Source organism: Janibacter sp. LM, assembly GCF_039631275.1.
In the GTDB taxonomy this organism is placed as follows: Bacteria; Actinomycetota; Actinomycetes; order Actinomycetales; family Dermatophilaceae; genus Janibacter; species Janibacter terrae.
The window spans coordinates 23,925-40,598 of the sequence record NZ_JBDIVG010000003.1 but is presented as its reverse complement, the minus strand read 5'-3'; the positions used below and the strand labels follow the sequence as shown (position 1 = coordinate 40,598).

At 72.2% G+C, this 16,674-nt stretch carries 15 protein-coding genes; 7 read left to right on the top strand and 8 right to left on the bottom strand.

Annotated features, from left to right (window positions below; genetic code table 11):
- Positions 1 to 16: 16 nt before the first annotated feature.
- The gene (locus ABC138_RS02190) at positions 17 to 478 is read left to right on the top strand and encodes a hypothetical protein (RefSeq protein ID WP_345912613.1); all 462 of its coding nucleotides are present in this window, start codon (positions 17 to 19) and stop codon (positions 476 to 478) included.
- 82 nt (positions 479 to 560) lie between these two features.
- The gene (locus ABC138_RS02185; protein WP_345912612.1) at positions 561 to 1,988 is read left to right on the top strand and encodes an N-acetylmuramoyl-L-alanine amidase; all 1,428 of its coding nucleotides are present in this window, start codon (positions 561 to 563) and stop codon (positions 1,986 to 1,988) included.
- Positions 1,989 to 1,991: 3 nt separating this feature from the next.
- Here the strand turns inward: ABC138_RS02185 and ABC138_RS02180 are convergent, their stop codons facing one another.
- The 4 genes from ABC138_RS02180 to tmk are packed head-to-tail and all read right to left on the bottom strand — an operon-like array spanning position 1,992 to position 6,070.
- Positions 1,992 to 2,660, bottom strand: coding sequence for a lysophospholipid acyltransferase family protein (locus ABC138_RS02180; protein WP_345912611.1), 669 nt, complete (start codon positions 2,658 to 2,660; stop codon positions 1,992 to 1,994).
- Positions 2,661 to 2,690: 30 nt separating this feature from the next.
- On the bottom strand, positions 2,691 to 4,220 hold the full coding sequence (locus tag ABC138_RS02175) for an alpha/beta hydrolase (protein WP_345912610.1): 1,530 nt from the start codon (positions 4,218 to 4,220) through the stop codon (positions 2,691 to 2,693).
- A 54-nt stretch (positions 4,221 to 4,274) separates the two neighbouring features.
- On the bottom strand, positions 4,275 to 5,456 hold the full coding sequence (locus ABC138_RS02170; RefSeq protein WP_345912609.1) for a DNA polymerase III subunit delta': 1,182 nt from the start codon (positions 5,454 to 5,456) through the stop codon (positions 4,275 to 4,277).
- Positions 5,453 to 6,070 (bottom strand): dTMP kinase, encoded by a 618-nt coding sequence (tmk, locus tag ABC138_RS02165; protein ID WP_345912608.1) that lies wholly within the window; start codon positions 6,068 to 6,070, stop codon positions 5,453 to 5,455. The genes ABC138_RS02170 and tmk overlap by 4 nt, the downstream gene beginning before the upstream one ends.
- A 162-nt stretch (positions 6,071 to 6,232) precedes the next feature.
- On the opposite strand from tmk, the gene ABC138_RS02160 reads away from it, so the two are divergent.
- The 5 genes from ABC138_RS02160 to ABC138_RS02140 all read left to right on the top strand — a co-directional run bounded on the left by ABC138_RS02160 (position 6,233) and on the right by ABC138_RS02140 (position 11,244).
- Complete coding sequence (locus ABC138_RS02160) at positions 6,233 to 6,874, top strand: ABC transporter permease (RefSeq protein ID WP_345912607.1); 642 nt, start codon at positions 6,233 to 6,235, stop codon at positions 6,872 to 6,874.
- Positions 6,874 to 8,061, top strand: a complete 1,188-nt coding sequence (locus ABC138_RS02155) for an ABC transporter ATP-binding protein (RefSeq protein WP_345912606.1) — start codon at positions 6,874 to 6,876, stop codon at positions 8,059 to 8,061. Before ABC138_RS02160 ends, ABC138_RS02155 begins: the two co-directional genes overlap by 1 nt.
- Complete coding sequence (locus ABC138_RS02150; protein WP_345912605.1) at positions 8,058 to 8,837, top strand: ABC transporter permease; 780 nt, start codon at positions 8,058 to 8,060, stop codon at positions 8,835 to 8,837. Before ABC138_RS02155 ends, ABC138_RS02150 begins: the two co-directional genes overlap by 4 nt.
- On the top strand, positions 8,837 to 9,841 hold the full coding sequence (locus ABC138_RS02145; protein WP_082807366.1) for a glycine betaine ABC transporter substrate-binding protein: 1,005 nt from the start codon (positions 8,837 to 8,839) through the stop codon (positions 9,839 to 9,841). Before ABC138_RS02150 ends, ABC138_RS02145 begins: the two co-directional genes overlap by 1 nt.
- Before the next feature lie 62 nt (positions 9,842 to 9,903).
- Complete coding sequence (locus ABC138_RS02140; protein WP_068321159.1) at positions 9,904 to 11,244, top strand: serine hydrolase domain-containing protein; 1,341 nt, start codon at positions 9,904 to 9,906, stop codon at positions 11,242 to 11,244.
- Positions 11,245 to 11,260: 16 nt separating this feature from the next.
- Here ABC138_RS02140 and ABC138_RS02135 read toward each other — a convergent pair whose 3' ends face one another.
- From ABC138_RS02135 to topA, 4 genes are all read right to left on the bottom strand, one after another.
- Positions 11,261 to 11,695 carry a pyrimidine dimer DNA glycosylase/endonuclease V gene (locus ABC138_RS02135; protein WP_068321156.1) on the bottom strand — a complete coding sequence of 145 codons (435 nt, stop codon included), beginning with the start codon at positions 11,693 to 11,695 and terminating at the stop codon, positions 11,261 to 11,263.
- 30 nt (positions 11,696 to 11,725) lie between these two features.
- Positions 11,726 to 13,309 (bottom strand): AMP-binding protein, encoded by a 1,584-nt coding sequence (locus ABC138_RS02130; RefSeq protein ID WP_345912604.1) that lies wholly within the window; start codon positions 13,307 to 13,309, stop codon positions 11,726 to 11,728.
- A complete protein-coding gene (locus tag ABC138_RS02125) occupies positions 13,306 to 13,758 on the bottom strand; it encodes an SCP2 sterol-binding domain-containing protein (protein ID WP_345912603.1) in 453 nt (150 codons plus the stop codon). Before ABC138_RS02125 ends, ABC138_RS02130 begins: the two co-directional genes overlap by 4 nt.
- Positions 13,759 to 13,850: 92 nt before the next feature.
- Positions 13,851 to 16,583, bottom strand: coding sequence for a type I DNA topoisomerase (gene topA / locus ABC138_RS02120; RefSeq protein ID WP_345912602.1), 2,733 nt, complete (start codon positions 16,581 to 16,583; stop codon positions 13,851 to 13,853).
- Between the last annotated feature and the right edge of the window lie 91 nt (positions 16,584 to 16,674).

The following is a 16,674-nucleotide window of genomic DNA, read 5'->3' as shown; positions in this document are numbered from 1 at the left end:
CGACGAAAGGCCACCCGTGCGCGCACCACACGAGATCGACCTGCCCGTCCACTCCCCCGCAGACGCCGTCTTCGACGCGGCCCTCGGGGTCGTGCAGAACACCAAGAACCTGCAGGTCCTCGCCGTCCACACCCAAGGGCACAAGCTCGTCGCCCTCGAGAAGTCCAAGATGTCCAACCCCAAGATCTTCGTCATCGGCGTCGGCGGGCAGGGCGACCAGAGCCTGCTGCGCGTCGCGGTCGGGTCCGACCCGCGCACGCGCAAGGCGCTGATGGACGGCAAGTTCAACAAGACGGCTGCCACCAAGTACGTCGAGTCGGTGCAGGCAGCGCTCTCGGGTGCCGCCCCGGCCCCGAGCTCGCCGGTCGCCAACCACTACGTGCAGAAGAAGAACGAGGTGCCGTGGGAGGACCCGGCGGCGGAGCCGGACATCGACCTCGGGTTCTCGTGGCTCGGTCTCGTGGCCCACATGCGCTGACGCGACCCCGCACTGCAGCCTCGCCGCACGGCGGTTAGCGTGACCGGTGCCCATCGGACCCAATCCCCTGTGAGGTCTCCTCGTGAGCTCCCTTCGTCGTGCTCTCTCCCGCTTGACCGTCGCCGCCACGGCGACCTCCCTGATCAGCATCGTGCCGGTCGTCGACACGAGCGCTGCCCCCAAACCCGTTCCGGCTCAACGGGACTCGATCCCCATCGGCGGCATCGACCGCTCGGCGCTCAAGGCGGCGCCCGCCGTCCCCCAGCGCGGTAGGTCCGACGACAAGGTCGTCGGCATGACCGCCCCGACGGCCACCCGCGACTTCCGCGTCGCGGGCGTGACGTGGAGCGGCGAGCGCACCGACGTCGAGGCCTTCGTCCGCACCCGTGACGCGGCGTCCGGCCGGTGGACCGGGTGGAGCCTGCTCGAGGCCGAAGGGGGTCCGGACGCGGGGTCCGCCGAGGCCGCCTCCCAGCGCGGCGGCACCCAGCCGCTCGTCACGGCCGAGTCCGACGGCGTGCAGGTGAGGGTCGAGTCCGCAGGCGCGAGGCCGTCCGACCTCGAGGTCGACCTCGTCGACCCCGGGACCTCCGACGCGGACGGTGACGTCGGCTCCGCCCCGCCCGCCACGGCGCACGGCGTCCAGCGCCGTCCGACCGTCCACACCCGGGCCGAGTGGGGAGCCGACGAGTCCATCCGCAAGGGCGAGCCCGACTACGGCGAGGTGCGGGGTGCCGTCGTGCACCACACCGCCGGCATCAACACCTACTCCAAGGACGACGTGCCGCAGATCCTGCGCGGGATCTACGACTTCCACGTCAACGGCCGCGGCTGGAACGACATCGGCTACAACGTCCTCGTCGACAAGTGGGGCCGCCTGTGGGAGGGCCGTGCGGGCGGCCTCGACAGGGCCGTCATCGGGGCGCACGCGCGGGGCGTCAACTCGCAGACCTTCGGCATCTCCGCGATGGGGGACTACGACGTCACGGCCGCGCCGACCGCGATGGTGACCGCCATCGAGCGCTTCATGGCGTGGAAGCTCGGCCGCCACCACGTCGACCCCACCGCCAAGGCCACCATCGGTGGCGTGTGGCGCCCGACGGTCCTCGGGCACCGCAACGTCGGGCAGACCGCCTGCCCCGGCCGGTACCTGCAGTCCAAGCTCTCCGGCATCCGGACCAACGCCAAGGAGCGGCAGTCCTCCGCCTTCTACCGGCCGAGCACGAGCCCGCGCTGGATCACCTACGGCAGCGGCGGCTCGGCGCTCAACGTCAAGACGGGCGGCGACGTCACCTGGCGGGTGCGCATCCGCAGCGACGAGCACGGCGTCATCTCCGACCGCAGCAGCACCCGCACCGGCGACACCGACCTCACGGTGACGTGGAAGGGTCGCCTCGCCGACGGCGAGTGGGCCACTCCCGGTGAGTACGAGGTCATCCTGAGCGGCAAGGACACCAGCTCCGGTACCTGGGTCCCGGGCTGGCGGGACACGGTCACCGTCACACCCTGACGCCTAGCGGGAACGCCACATCTGCTGGGCCTGCGCGATCTCGGCGCGGATCGCGCCCATGATGGCGTCGGTGACCTCGCGGGCGGCGGCGTCGTCCGTGCGGCCCGCCCACGCGGACAGGTCGAGCCGCGGCCCGACCGACAGGCAGGCCGTGTGGCGGTGCCAGATGTGGTGGTGGCCCTGCTGGGGTCCCCACGTCCCCACCGGGATGACGGCCGCGTCGGGGTGGCGCAGGGCCAGCCGGGCCGCGCCGGTCCTCGCGGGCCCGGGCATGCGGTCCGGCTCGGTCGTCAGCCGCCCCTCGGGGTAGAGCGCGACGAGCTGGCCCTGGTCGAGCCGCTCGGACGCGCTGTCGAGGGCCTGCGCCGCCGAGGACGAACCCCGCGCGACCGGGATCTGCCCGGTGGCGCGAGCCAGCGCACCGACGCCGGGCCAGCCGAAGACCTCCTGCATCGCGAGGAAGTGGGGGAAGCGCCGGTGCCCGATCGCCGCCCGGGCCACGGCGAGGGGGTCCGTCATCGTGAGGTGGTTGGCCACGAGGATGACGGGCCCGGTGCGAGGGATCCCGCCGGCGCGGTACCTCACCCGGTGGACCGTCTTGGCCACGCACCACACCAGCGCGAAGTCCGCGGCGTTCTTCGCGTGCTGACGAGGTGAGGTCACCTCACGCATTCTGGCCCACGATCCGACCGCAGGTGGGGATCACTCCTTGCAGGTCAGCGCGTCGCCGTCGGGCGTCGCGCCGGTGAGCCAGAACTCGTCGACCGCCTTGTCCACGCAGTCGTTCTGGCGCATGTACGCGGTGTGCCCGTCGCCCTCGTGGGTGATGAGCGCGGAGTCGGCGAGCTGCTCGTGCAGGCGCTCGGCCCACTCGTACGGCGTCGCCGGGTCGCGGGTGGTGCCGACGACGAGGATCGGGTCGGCCCCCTTCGCGTCGACCTCGTGCGGCGTGCTGGTGGACTCGACCGGCCACTCGGCGCACGGGGACTCCGAGGACAGCGCACGGCCCCAGATCGGCGCGGCCGCTACCGCCTCGTCCACGAGGGCATCCTGGTCGACGTCCTGCTCCGGACGGTCCAGGCAGTTGACCGCAGGCAGGGCCTCGAGGAGGTTGGAGGCGTAGTCGCCACCGGAGTCGCGGCCAGCGTAGGTACGACCGAGCTCGCTCAGCGGGCCGCCGTCACCGTCCTCGGCGCTCACCAGCGCGTCGGTCAGCTGCGACCACATGCCCTGGTCGTAGAGGGCCTGCGCGATGCCCCAGGTCGCCCACCCCTCGGTCAGCTCGATGCCGGCCGACGCGGGCAGCGGCTGGCCGTCGAGCTGCTGCAGCAGGTCCTGCACGGTCGCGACCACCTCGTCGACGGTGCCGCCGAGCGAGCAGTCGTTGTCGACGCAGTCCTGCGCCCACGCCCGGGTCGCGGTGTCGAAGCCCTTGGCCTGGCCGATGACGACCTCCTGCGCGGTCGCGTCCGGCGGGATGACCCCGTCGAGGACCATCCGTCCGGCACGGTCGGGGAAGAGCTCGGCGTAGGTGGCGCCGAGGTAGGTGCCGTAGGACTTGCCGAGGTAGGTCAGCTTGCCGTCACCGAGCGCGGCACGCAGGACGTCCATGTCCCGGGCAGCATCTGCGGTCGAGACGTGCCCGAGCAGCTCGCCGGTCCTGCTCTTGCAGCCGTCGGCGAACTCTTGCTGCTCCGCCCGGTCCGCGGCCCGCTCCTCGTCGGTGTCCGGCGTCGGGTCCTTGGCCAGGTAGGCGTCCATCCCCCGGTCGTCGAGGCAGTCGACCGGCTCGGAGCGCGCGACCCCACGGGGGTCGAAGCCCACGACGTCGAAGTTCTTGCGGATCCGCTCGCTGACGACGAAGTCGGCCGCGGCGGCGTAGTCGACGCCCGAGCCTCCGGGGCCGCCGGGGTTGACGACGAGCGAGCCGGCGGCCTCGTCCTTGGCCTTGACCCGCAGGACCGAGATCTTGAGGGTCCTGCCGTCCGGGTCCTCGTAGTCCATCGGCACCTCGAGCTGCGCGCACTCCCCGTCGCCGCGCTCGCACCCGCCCCACTGCAGGTCCTGCTCGTAGAACCGCTCCAGTCCCTGCGTCCCGGCCGGCGGTGCCTGGTCCCCTGTCGTCAGCCCCGTCGGACGGGTGTCGGGCTCGAGGAGCGAGCACCCCGCCACCGGCAGGACCACCGCCGCCACCGCAGCGACCAGACGGAGCGAGCGCGCACGAGACCTCATGCCGCAGACGCTACCTGTGGGCCGCGACGGCGCACGACGGCCACCGAGCGGGTCCTACCGCCGGGCAGGCAGCTGCAGGGACACCGCCATCGCCTCGAGGGCGAGCAGGGGCGCGACGTTGGCGGCGATCCGCTCGCGCGCGGTGGCGATCGACTCCATGGCGAGGAGCAGCCCCTCGCCGCTGAACGAGCGCGCGACCTCCTCGACCACGGGCCTGGCGTCCTCGTTGACGAGGGCGACCGGGGAGCTGGCGTGCAGGACGAGCGCGTCACGGTAGATCGAGAGCAGGTCGACGAGCGCGCGGTCGATCATGTCGCGGGTGAACCGGGTGGCGCGGGTCTTCTGCTCCTTCTCCAGCGAGGTGACCTGGGCGCGGATGTGCGGGGGCTGCGTGCGCGCGGACGGGTCCGCGCCGAGCGTCTCCAGCAGACGCGCCTTCTCGGCAGCAGCGCGCGACTCGAGCGTGCGGTCGCGCTCCTGCTCGGCGATCTGCAGGAGGTCGGCAGCCGCGCCGACGGCGTCGGAGACACCACGGATCCGGGACGCGAGGGTGATCGTGTCGCGGCGCCGGATGCGGGCGCCCTCGTCGGTCGCGAGCCGCTTGGCCAGCCCGATGTGGCTCTGCGCGGCGCGCGCGGCGTAGGTCGCCATGCCGGGGTCGATGCCGTCACGGCGCTGCAGCAGGGCGGCGACCTCGGCGACCGGTGGCGTGCGCAGCCGGACGTGCCGCGAGCGCGAGCGCACGGTGATGAGCACGTCCTCGAGGCTCGGCGCGCACAGCAACCACACGGTGCGCGGCGTCGGCTCCTCCAGCGCCTTGAGCAGGGCGTTGCCCGACTGCTCGGTCAGCCGGTCGGCGTCCTCGATGAGGATGATCCGGTACCGCCCGACGCTCGGCGAGCGTCCGGCGAGCTGGACGAGGTCACGGGTCGCGGCGACGCCGATCGACAGCGCCTCGGTGGCGAGCACGTCGACGTCGGCGTGCGTCCCGTCGAGGGCGGTCCGGCACTCCCGGCACTCGCCGCAGCCGCCGCGCGGGCACAGCAGCGCACCCGCGAAGGCCCGAGCGGCCGTGGAGCGCCCGGACCCCGGCGGGCCGGTGAAGAGCCACGCGTGCGTCATGGACGCCGGGTCGGCGACCGCCCGCGTCAGGGTCTCGATCGTCTCGCTCTGCCCGACGACGTCCCGCCAGATCGGCGGCGCCGTGGCGCCCCCGGGTGCTGCACCGGCGCTCACAGCACTCCCTCGTCCACGAGCCGAGCGTGCACCCGCTCGGCGATCTCGTCCGGGGACGCGGTCCCGTCGACGACGAGGTACCGGTGGGGCTCCCCCTTCGCCATGGCCAGGAAGTGCTCGCGGACCGCCGCGTGGAAGGCATCGGCCTCCGACTCCATCCGGTCGTCCGTACCGCCGCGACGCTGCCGACCGGTCGCCGGGTCGACGTCGACGACGACGGTCAGGTGCGGGGTGAGGCCGCCGACCGCCCAGGCCTGGAGGTCGGCGACCTCCTGAGCGCCGAGCGCGCGGCCCGCGCCCTGGTAGGCGACGGAGGAGTCGACGTAGCGGTCCGTGACGACGACCGCTCCGCGGGCGAGCGAAGGGAGGATGACCTCCTCGACGTGCTGGGCCTTGTCGGCCGCGAAGACCAGCGCCTCCGCACGGGGGGTGAGCGCCCCACCGTGGAGCACGAGGTCCCGCAGCGCCGCGCCGAGCGTCGTGCCGCCCGGCTGGCGGGTCACGACGACCTCACGGCCGGCGGCTTCGAGCGCCTCCGCGACCCGGCGCACCTGGGTCGACTTGCCCGCGCCGTCGCCGCCCTCGAAGGCGATGAAGTACCCGCTGTCCGTCACCCGGTCGACCCTATGGCACGCCCGGGACACCGCTCGCGCGGTCGCGCGCGGCCGTGCTGCGGAAGGTCACAAATCGGTCGCGGAAGCCCTCTGGGCGGGCACCGCCGCACGAAGCACGCTTGGGTGGGAGGGCTCCGACCGCCGGGGCGCGAAAGGTGGGCCGTGGGCGAGTTCGTCTCGGACAAGTGGCAGGACATCCTCTACCGCGCCTTCCAGCACCTCTCGCTGGTCGTGCAGTCGGTGCTCCTGGCGACGGTCATCGCGATCCTGCTCGCGGTCCTCGTCACCAGCGTCCCGAGGCTCAAGCCGGCCGCCAACATGCTCAGCGCCATCGGCCTGACGATCCCCTCCTTCGCGCTGCTCGGCCTGCTCCTGCCGCTCGTCGGCATCGGCGCGCTGCCCTCGGTCATCGCCGTCACCTTCTACGCGACCCTGCCGATCCTGCGCAACGCCGTCGTCGGCCTCTCCGGCGTCAGCCCGACGCTGCTGGAGTCGGCGAAGGGGATGGGCATGGGCCCGGCGTCCCGCTTCGTGCGCGTGCAGCTCCCGCTGGCGTGGCCCGTGATCATGGCCGGGCTGCGGGTGTCCGCTCAGATGTCGATGGGCGTCGCCGCGATCGCCGCGTACGCGCTCGGCCCGGGCCTCGGCCCGTACATCTTCACCGGGCTCGCCCAGATCGGCGGCGCCAACGCGCTCAACTACGCCCTCGTCGGCACGCTCGGCGTCGTCGTCCTCGCCCTTCTGCTCGACGCCGCCCTGCTGCTCGTCAGCCGACTCACCACCTCGAAGGGGATCCGCGCCTGATGTCCACCACCGACGACCAGCCCGCCGAGCACCACGACGACGCCCCGCGCCGCGAGGTGAGCGGCGCCGAGATCGTCTTCGACAGCGTGGTCAAGACCTACCCGGGGCAGCGGACGCCCGCGGTCGACCACCTCTCCCTCACCGTCCCCGCGGGCCAGATCACGATGTTCATCGGCCCCTCGGGCTGCGGCAAGACGACGACGCTGAAGATGATCAACCGGCTCCACGAGCCGACCTCCGGCACGATCACCATCGACGGCGTGGACATCCGCTCCAGGAACGCGACGGAGCTGCGCCGCACCATCGGATACGTCATCCAGGGCGGCTCGCTCTTCCCCCACATGAGCGTCGGCGACAACATCGCGCTCGTCCCCCGCCTGCTCACGTGGGACAAGCAGCGGATCACCGAGCGGGTCGACGACCTGCTCGAGCTCGTCGGTCTCGACCCCGCCCGCTACCGCAACCGCTACCCGAAGGAGCTCTCGGGCGGCCAGCAGCAGCGCGTCGGCGTCGCCCGCGGCCTCGCGGCGGACCCGCCCGTGCTGCTCATGGACGAGCCCTTCGGCGCGGTCGACCCGATCACCCGCCAGCGGCTGCAGGACGAGCTGATGAGCATCCAGGAGGAGCTGCAGAAGACGATCGTCTGCGTCACCCACGACATCGACGAGGCAGTCAAGCTCGGCGACCGCATCCTCCTGCTGCGCGAGGGCGCACACATCGCGCAGTACGACACCCCGACCAACATCCTGGCCAACCCCGCGGACGAGTTCGTCGAGGACTTCGTCGGCGCCGGCTCCTCGCTCAAGCAGCTGAGCCTCTCCCGCGTCGACGAGCTCGAGCTGCAGTCCCCCGTCGTCGCCCGCGTCGGGGACGAAGGGAGGGCCGCCGCCGAGGCCGCCCGCGCCGCCGGCCAGCGGGACGTCATCGTCCTCGACGGCCGGCGCCGCCCCGTCGGCTGGTACAGCCTCGGCGAGGCCTCGCGCATGGCCCGACTGCCTGAGCTCACCGACCAGGACATCTCGGTGGTCGACCGTCGCGCCACGATCAACGACGCGCTCGACTCGATGCTCGCCAGCTCGCACGGTGGCGTCCTCGTCACCGGTCGCCGCGACGAGTTCCTCGGCGTCGTGACCTTCGCGGCGGTCACCGACCACATCAAGGCGACCGCGGAGGAGGCGGCCTCATGACCGACGCGCTCCCCTCCCCTTCGTCCGCGGACACCGGTGTCGAGGACCGGCGCACGACGATCGGCCTGCTCGTCGGTCTCCCGCTGCTGTGCGCCGCCGTCCTCGGCGGCTGGGCGCTCTGGCGGCAGAACGCGGACCTCGACGAGATCGAGAACCGGCAGCTCGCCTGGGACACGATCCTCGACCTCACCCGCGAGCACGTCGAGCTCACCCTCGTCACGACCGCCGTCGTGCTCGTCACCGCGATCCCGACCGGCATCATCCTCACGCGCGGCCCCGCCCGCCGGTTCGCCGGACCGATCACCGCGGTCGCCAACGCCGGCCAGGCCGCCCCGGTCATCGGCCTCATCGTGCTGCTCGCGATGTGGCTCGGCTTCGGCACCCGCACGGCCGTGATCAGCCTGGCGATCTACGGGTTCCTCCCGGTGCTGCGCAACACGATCGTCGGCCTCCAGCAGGTCGACCACACCCTCGTCGAGGCCGCGCGCGGCATGGGCATGTCGCCGCTCGACGTGCTCCGCCGCGTCGAGCTGCCCCTCGCGATGCCGGTGATCATGGCCGGCGTGCGCACCGCCCTCGTGCTCGTCGTCGGCGCCGCGAGCTTCGCGACCTTCGTCAACGCGGGCGGGCTCGGGGCGCTCATCGTCACCGGCATCACGCTCTTCCGCTACCCGATCCTCGTGAGCGGCGCCGTCATCATCGCGGTCCTCGCCCTGCTCATCGACTGGGCGGGCCGGGTGCTCGAGCTGGTCCTCACGCCCAAGGGGACCCAGTGATGACGCGACGTCGCCCCCCTTCGCCCGGCCCGACGCGACGCGCGCTGCTCCTCGGCGGCGCCGGCGCGCTCGGCCTGGGTCTCGCCGGCTGCGGCCTCGGGACGAGCGGTGGTTTCGTGCCGTCGGGCGAGGCCGCCGGCCCCATCGCCGACATCGACCTGTCGGGCGCGACGATCGGCGTCGGGTCGAAGAACTTCACCGAGCAGCTCATCCTCGGCAAGATGGCCGTGATCCTCCTGCGGGCTGCGGGCGCCGAGGCCCCGGACCTCACCAACATCCCCGGCTCCTCCAGCGCCCGGCAGGCGATGATCGAGGACCAGGTGCAGATGCAGTGGGAGTACACCGGGACGGCGTGGATCGCCTACCTCGGCGAGACCACCCCCATCCCCGACGAGCAGAAGCAGTACGAGGCCGTCCGCGACCGGGACCTGGCGGACAACCAGCTCGTCTGGCTCGAGCCGGCGCCGATGAACAACACCTACGGCTTCGCCGGCCCGCGCGAGGAGATCGAGCGGCTCGGCATCAGCAAGCTGTCGCAGCTGAAGGACGTCCCCGAGGAGGACCTGACTTTCTGCGTGGAGTCGGAGTTCAACAACCGCAACGACGGCTTCGGCCCGATGCTCAAGGCCTACGGGCTGACCCGCGGTAGGAGCTTCCCCGACGACAACGTCAAGGTCCTCGACACCGGCGCGATCTACCAGGCGACCGACACCGGCACGTGCACCTTCGGCGAGGTCTTCACGACCGACGGCCGGATCAAGGCGCTCGACCTCGTCGTGCTCGAGGACGACAAGGCCTTCTTCCCCAAGTACAACGTCGCGCCCGTGCTCACCGAGCGGGTCGTCGACGAGCACCCGGCGGTCGTCGACCTCTTCGCGCCCGTCGTCGAAGAGCTCACCGACGAGGTGCTGATCGACCTCAACGCCAAGGTGGACGTCGACGGCGAGGACCCCGCCGACGTCGCCATGGAGTGGCTGCAGGCCCAGGGGTTCATCGCCCGCTGAGCCCGCACCGACCGAGCGCCGCGAGGACGCGGACGCCGGCACCACGGGGATACCTTGGGCCGGTGACCTTCAGCGACGAGACCGCCCGCGCCCTGACCGCCCGCGCCCTGACCGCGCAGACCGACGGGCGGGTGCCGGGGCTCGCCGCCGGCGTCGCCCGACGGGGCCGTCTCGAGTGGTCCACGGGGATCGGCACGGTCGATGTCGACCGCCCGGGTGACGCCCCCGACGAGGACACCCAGTACCCCGTCGCGAGCAACTCCAAGACCTTCACCGCGGTGGTCACGATGGCGCTGCGCGACGAGGGCCGCCTCGACCTCGACGACACCGTCGAGACCCACCTCGCCGACGCCGCGCACCCGGGCGTGACGATCCGCCAGCTGCTCTCGCACACCTCAGGGATGCAGCGCGAGCCGGTCGGCGACGTCTTCGACACGATGGTCATGCCCACCCGGGAGGAGCTGCTCGCCGGCTGGTCGCAGGCCGAACGGGTCGGTCGGCCGCACGACCGCTGGCACTACTCCAACCTCGCGTACGCGACGCTCGGCGAGATCATCTCCCGCCTCGACGGGTGCAGCTGGGAGGACTCGGTCCGCCGACGCATCCTCGACCCGCTGGAGATGCGGCGCACCGGCACCGCACCCTCCGGGCGGCAGGCGAAGGGGTACTTCGTCCCGCCCTTCGCCGACGTCCCGGTGCCCGAGCCGGTCTTCGACGCGCGGGCCCTGGACCCCGCGGGCGGGCTGCGCTCGACGCTCGCCGACATGGCCCGGTGGGGTGGGTTCATCGCCGACCCGGTCGAGGAGGTCCTCTCCGCCGGCACGCTCGAGGAGATGTGCCAGCCGCAGGTCATGGCGGACACCGTCGGCTGGACCTCCGCGTGGGGCCTCGGCCTGCAGCTCGTCCGGCACGAGGGGCGGACGTGGGTCGGTCACACCGGCGGCTGGCCGGGGTCGATCACCGGCGTCTTCACCGAGCGCGCCTCGGCGACGACGGGCGTGGTCCTCATGAACAACACCGCGCCCGTCCCGCCGGCGGCGGCCGCCATCGAGCTCGGCACCATCGCGATCGAGCGCGAGCCGGTGCCCGCCGAGGCGTGGGTGCCGGGCACCGACCTGCCCGAGGACCTCGTGCCGCTGCTCGGCCACTGGTACTCCGAGGGCATGCACTTCGTGCTGTCGGTCCGGCAGGGGGTGCTCGAGGCCCGCGTCGCGGGTCAGCCCAAGGAGCAGCCGTCGTCGGTCTTCGAGTCCGCGGGCACCGACCGCTTCGTCACCGTCTCCGGCCGCGAGGCGGGCGAGCACCTCGTCGTGCACCGGGACGGGGAGGGGACGGTGAGCCACTTCAGCTGGGCGACCTACCGCTTCACCCGCGAGCCGCTGGCCTTCGGCGCCTGGCTGTAGGCCCCCGGCCGCGCCGTCACGACCCGGCCCGCTCCCAGGCCTCGACCGGTCCGGGCACGACGTCGAAGAGCGGGTGCGGGCGCGGGCCCTCGAGGCGCAGGGCGGCCGCCCACTCGGGTGCGCGCTGCTCGCACTTGGCGAGCAGGTGGGCGTGCTCGAGGGCGAGCTGCCCGTCGGTGACGATCATCCGCAGTCCCGGGTCGCCGGGACCCGAGAGCCGTGTCCGGTCGAAGCGGTAACCCCGCCGGTCGGCCTCGTCCGCGAGGCCGGAGAGCCAGGTGACCACGCCGGTCACCGGTTCCCCGAGCGCCCGGAACCGCTCGAGCTGGGGGTGGCGCGTGTACCCCTTCGTCCGGCCGAGCAGGACGGCCTGCGCGAGCAGGCCCTCCCGCCAGCCGGACACGAGGGCGGCCCGGTCGAGCTGGGTCGGGTCCAGGCTCCACAGCCTCATCGAGGCACCTCGTCCGGGGACGGCTGCACGTCAGCCCGGGAAGGTCTTGCGCAGCTCCCGGGCCAGGACCTTGCCGGTCGCATTGCGCGGGAGCTCGTCGAGGAAGACGACCTCGCGGGGGACGCAGTGCCGCGCGCGGTTGGCGCGCACGTGCTCCCGGACGTCGTCACCGGTGAGGCCCTGGCCCTCGTTGAGCGCGACGAAGGCAGCCAGCCGCTGACCGAAGTCCGGGTCGGGGACACCGATGACCGAGACCTCGCGGACGGCCGGGTGCTCCGCGAGCAGCCCCTCGACCTCGATGGGGTAGACGTTCTCACCGCCGCTGATGATCATGTCGTCGTCACGACCGTCGACGAAGTACAGGTCGCCCTCGACGTGGCCGATGTCCCCCGTGGAGACGAGCCCGTCGACGAAGTCCTTGGTGTTGCCGTTGGTGTAGCCGTCGAAGACGAGCTCGTTGCCGCAGAAGATGCGGCCCTTCTCGCCCGGTGGGACCTCGCGCCCGTCGTCGTCGAGGATCCTGACGACGGTGCCGAGCGGCGGCGTGCCCGCGGTGTTGGGGTGGCGCCGCAGGTCGGCCGGGGTCGCGATGCACACCCACGAGGCCTCGGTCGAGCCGTACAGGTTGTACAGGACGTCGCCGTACTCGTCCATGAACCGCCGCGTGAAGCCGGAGGGGTAGGCCGAGCCGGAGGTCGCGACGACCCGCAGCCGGCGGCGCTCCCGCGCGGCCGGGTCGCTCGGCAGCTCCATCATCCGCTGGAGCATCACGGGGATGGCGAACATCGCGTCGGGCTGCAGCTCCTCGAGGGCCGCGCGGGCCGCCTCGGGCGTGAAGCGACGCTGCAGGACGATCGTCGCGCGCAGCGCCATCGACAGCTGCATGGCGGCGTAGCCCCAGGTGTGGAAGATCGGGGCGGAGACGAGGATCCGGTCGTGGGCGCGAAGGGGGATCCGGTCGATGATCGAGATGAGCGGGCCGAACCCACCGGGGGTCTTGCGGGCCGCTCCCTTCGGCGTGCCGGTCGTGCCGGACGTGAGGATGATCGTGCGGCCACCCCGGGCGGGGACGGGCAGCTCGCTCGGGCGCACCGTCCGCGCGACCCGGTCGGCCAGCTCGGTCTCGGTGACCCGCGGCAGGGACTGCGGCAGGTGCTCGACGACCTCGGCGAACTCGTCGTCGTGGATCAGGGCCTGGATGCCCTGCTCCTCCGCGACGAGCGCCAGCTGCGGCCCGGCGAGGCCGGTGTTGCCGAGGACGAGGTCGATGCCGACCGCCGACGTGGCGCACATGACCTCGATGGCCTGGACGTGGTTGCGGGCGAGCAGCCCGATCCGGTCGCCCGGGCCGAAGCCGAGCTCACGCAGGATGACGGCGACCTTCTCGGAGTTGGCGAGCAGCTCCGCGTAGGTCGTGGCGCCCCGGGTCTCGTCGATGACGGCGACGGTCCGGGGCGAGCGGCCCGCGGCCTGGCGCAGCTCACCGGCGAGGCCGAAGCCCCACTTCCGGAGCGCGGCCAGCTGCTTGACCTGGGCTGCCGGGGGTCCGGGGTTGAGCATGCCGCGCTTGGCCATGGTCTTGGCGATGATCAGGGGGTTCATGTCAGCGCTCACGCCTTCGGGATGTCGAAGAGGGTGGGGAACTTCGCGGCCAGGGCGAGGTCGCCCCTGACCTTGATCTTGCCTCGCATCGCGAGCATCGTCGGGTTGCCGCGGCCCGTCGCGATCTTCATGAACTCCGGCGGCGCCATCATCAGCGAGGCGTCGTAGGACTCTCCCGGCGTCTCGGAGATGGTGCACGTGCCGTCGTCGACGACGATCTCGTAGGTGTCGTGCGGCCGCTCGTCCGGCCCGCCCGTGATGCGGAACTGGACGGTGCCGTGCAGTCCCGCCGCCCGCTCGGGACGGAAGAGGCCGGGGAAGCGCGCGAAGACCGCGTCGAGGATCGGGATCCGCAGCTCACCCCGCATCGTCTCGCTGAGCTCGCGGTCGGACATGCCCTTGACCGTGCGGGCGAACTCCTGCGGGGTCATCGTGTCGAAGGTCGTCGGGTCGAGCTCCATCGCTGCTCCTCTGGTACGCGGGTTGCCCGGACCATACCCATCGGTAACCTCGGCGGCAACGGGAGTCCATCCCCCGTCGCCACCGGCGGGCCTCACGCCTTCTTGGTCGCGGCCTTCTTGGCTGCTACCTTCGTCGTCTTCTTCGCGGCCTTCTTCACGGTCTTCTTGGCCGCCTTCTTCGCCGACTTCTTGCGGGTCGCGGGGCCCTTGGCACGCTTCTCGGCGATGAGCTCGTAGGCCCGTGCCGCGGTGAGCGTCTCGGGCTCGTCATCACGTCGCAGCGTGGCATTCGTCTCACCGTCGGTGACGTACGGGCCGAAGCGCCCGTCCTTGACGACGACCTTCTTGCCGCTCACCGGGTCCTCGCCGAACTCGGCCAGCGGCGGCTTGGCCGCGGCCCGCCCGCGCTGCTTGGGCTGGGCGTAGATCGCCAGGGCCTCCTCGAGCGTGATCGCGAAGATCTGCGACTCGGTCTCGAGGGAGCGCGAGTCGGTGCCCTTCTTCAGGTACGGGCCGTAGCGACCGTTCTGCGCGGTGATGGGCACCTCGACCTGCGTCTCGGTGCCGTCCTCGGCGGTCTTGGTCTCGGTGACGGTGCCCACGGTGCGCGGCAGCGACAGCAGCTGCAGGGCGGTGTCGAGCTCGACCGTGGCCGGGTCCATCGACGCGAAGAGGGAGGCGGTGCGCGGCTTGACCTTGGCCTTGCCCCGCTTCGGCTTGTCCTCGGCGTCCTCCTCGAGCACCTCGGTGACGAAGGGGCCGTAGCGGCCGGTCTTGACGATGACGTCGCGGCCGGTCTCCGGGTCCTGCCCGAGGACGCGCCCGTCGTCGGCGGCCTGCGCGAGGTACTCGCGGGCCATCGCCGGGGTCAGCTCGTCGGGGGCGACGTCGTCGTTGATCGTGGCGCGCCTCGGGGTCTCCGAGGTCGAGACGACCTCCTCGACGTACGGGCCGTAGCGCCCCACCCGCACGACGACGCCGTCGCCGATGTCGATCGTGGAGATCGCCCGGGCGTCGATGTCACCGAGGTCGGTGACCAGCTCGTGCAGGCCCTGGCCGCCCCCTTCGCTCCCGTAGTAGAAGCGCTGCAGCCACGCCACCCGCTCCGCGGAGCCGGACGCGATCTCGTCGAGGTCCTCCTCCATCGAGGCGGTGAAGCGGTAGTCGACGAGGCTGCTGAAGTGCACCTCCATGAGGCGGGTGACCGCGAAGGCCAGCCACGTCGGGACGAGGGCGTTGCCCTTCTTGCGGACGTACCCGCGGTCCTGGATCGTGCTGATCGTCGAGGCGTACGTGGAGGGGCGGCCGATGCCGAGCTCCTCCATCTTCTTCACGAGCGAGGCCTCGGTGTAGCGCGCCGGCGGCGAGGTCTCGTGGCCGTTCGGGGTCGCGTCGACGACGTCGACCGCGGTGCCCTCGGTGACCTTCGGCAGCCGGGCCTCGCCGTCCTTCGTGGACTCGCGGGGCTCGTCGGTGCCCTCCTCGTACGCGGCGAGGAAACCCTTGAAGGTGATGACGGTGCCGGACGCGGAGTACTCGGCGGCGGTGGCGACCTCGCAGCCGCCGAGGTCGGCGGCCAGCCGGATCGTCGCGGTCGAGCCCTTCGCGTCGGCCATCTGGGAGGCGATCGTGCGCTTCCAGATCAGCTCGTAGAGCCGGAACTCGTCGCCGCGCAGCTCGCCGGCGACCTGCGCCGGGGTGCGGAAGCGGTCCCCCGCGGGGCGGATCGCCTCGTGCGCCTCCTGCGCGTTCTTCGCCTTCTTGCCGTACACGCGCGGCTGCTCGGGGACGAAGTCCGCGCCGTACATGTCGCGCGCCTGCCCCCGGGCTGCGGCGACGGCCGAGCCGGAGAGGTTGGTGCTGTCGGTACGCATGTACGTGATGTAGCCGTTCTCGTACAGCTTCTGCGCGACGCCCATCGCCGCGCGCGAGCCGAGGCCGAGCTTGCGACCGGCTTCCTGCTGCAGCGTCGAGGTCGTGAAGGGGGCGTACGGCCGGCGGGTGTACGGCTTCTCGCTGACCGAGGAGACCGTGACGGACGCGGCGATCGTCGCCTCGGCGACCGTGGTCGCGGCGCGCTCGTCGAGCTGGCGGGCGGTGCCCTTGAGCGAACCGGTGTCGTCGAAGTCGGAGCCGGTCGCGACCTTGGTCCCGTCCAGGCTGGCGAGGCGGGCGGCGAAGGGGGCGGACCCGGCGGAGAAGCTGCCCTCGACGCTCCAGTACGAGGCGACCTTGAAGGCCATCCGCTCGCGCTCGCGCTCGACGACGATGCGGGTCGCCACGGACTGCACGCGCCCGGCGGACAGTCCGGCCTTGACCTTGCGCCACAGGACGGGCGAGATCTCGTAGCCGTAGAGGCGGTCGAGGATGCGGCGCGACTCCTGGGCGTTGACGAGGTCGAGGTCGAGGTCACGGGTCTCGGTGACGGCCCGCTGGATCGCCTCCTTGGTGATCTCGTGGAAGACCATCCGCTTGACGGGGACCTTGGGCTTGAGGGTCTCCAGGAGGTGCCAGGCGATCGCCTCGCCCTCGCGGTCCTCGTCGGTGGCGAGGTAGAGGGTGTCGGCGTCCTTGAGCAGGCGCTTGAGCTCGGTGACCTTCTTCTTCTTGTCCGGGTCCACGACGTAGTACGGCTCGAAGCCGTCCTCGACGTTGACGCCGAAGCGGCCGAAGGGCCCCTTCTTCATCTCCGCGGGCATCTCGGAGGGCGTGGGGATGTCGCGGATGTGCCCGACGGACGCCTCGACGACGTAGTCGCCGCCGAGGTAGCCGGCGATGGTCTTCGCCTTGGCGGGGGACTCCACGATGACGAGCTTGCTGGCCATGCGTGCCTCTTCTCCCGACCCTGCGTGCAGCGGATTCGTCGCTGCCTCGACGCACGGGTCGCTGGCGCCGACCGTACTACGCCCCGGTGGC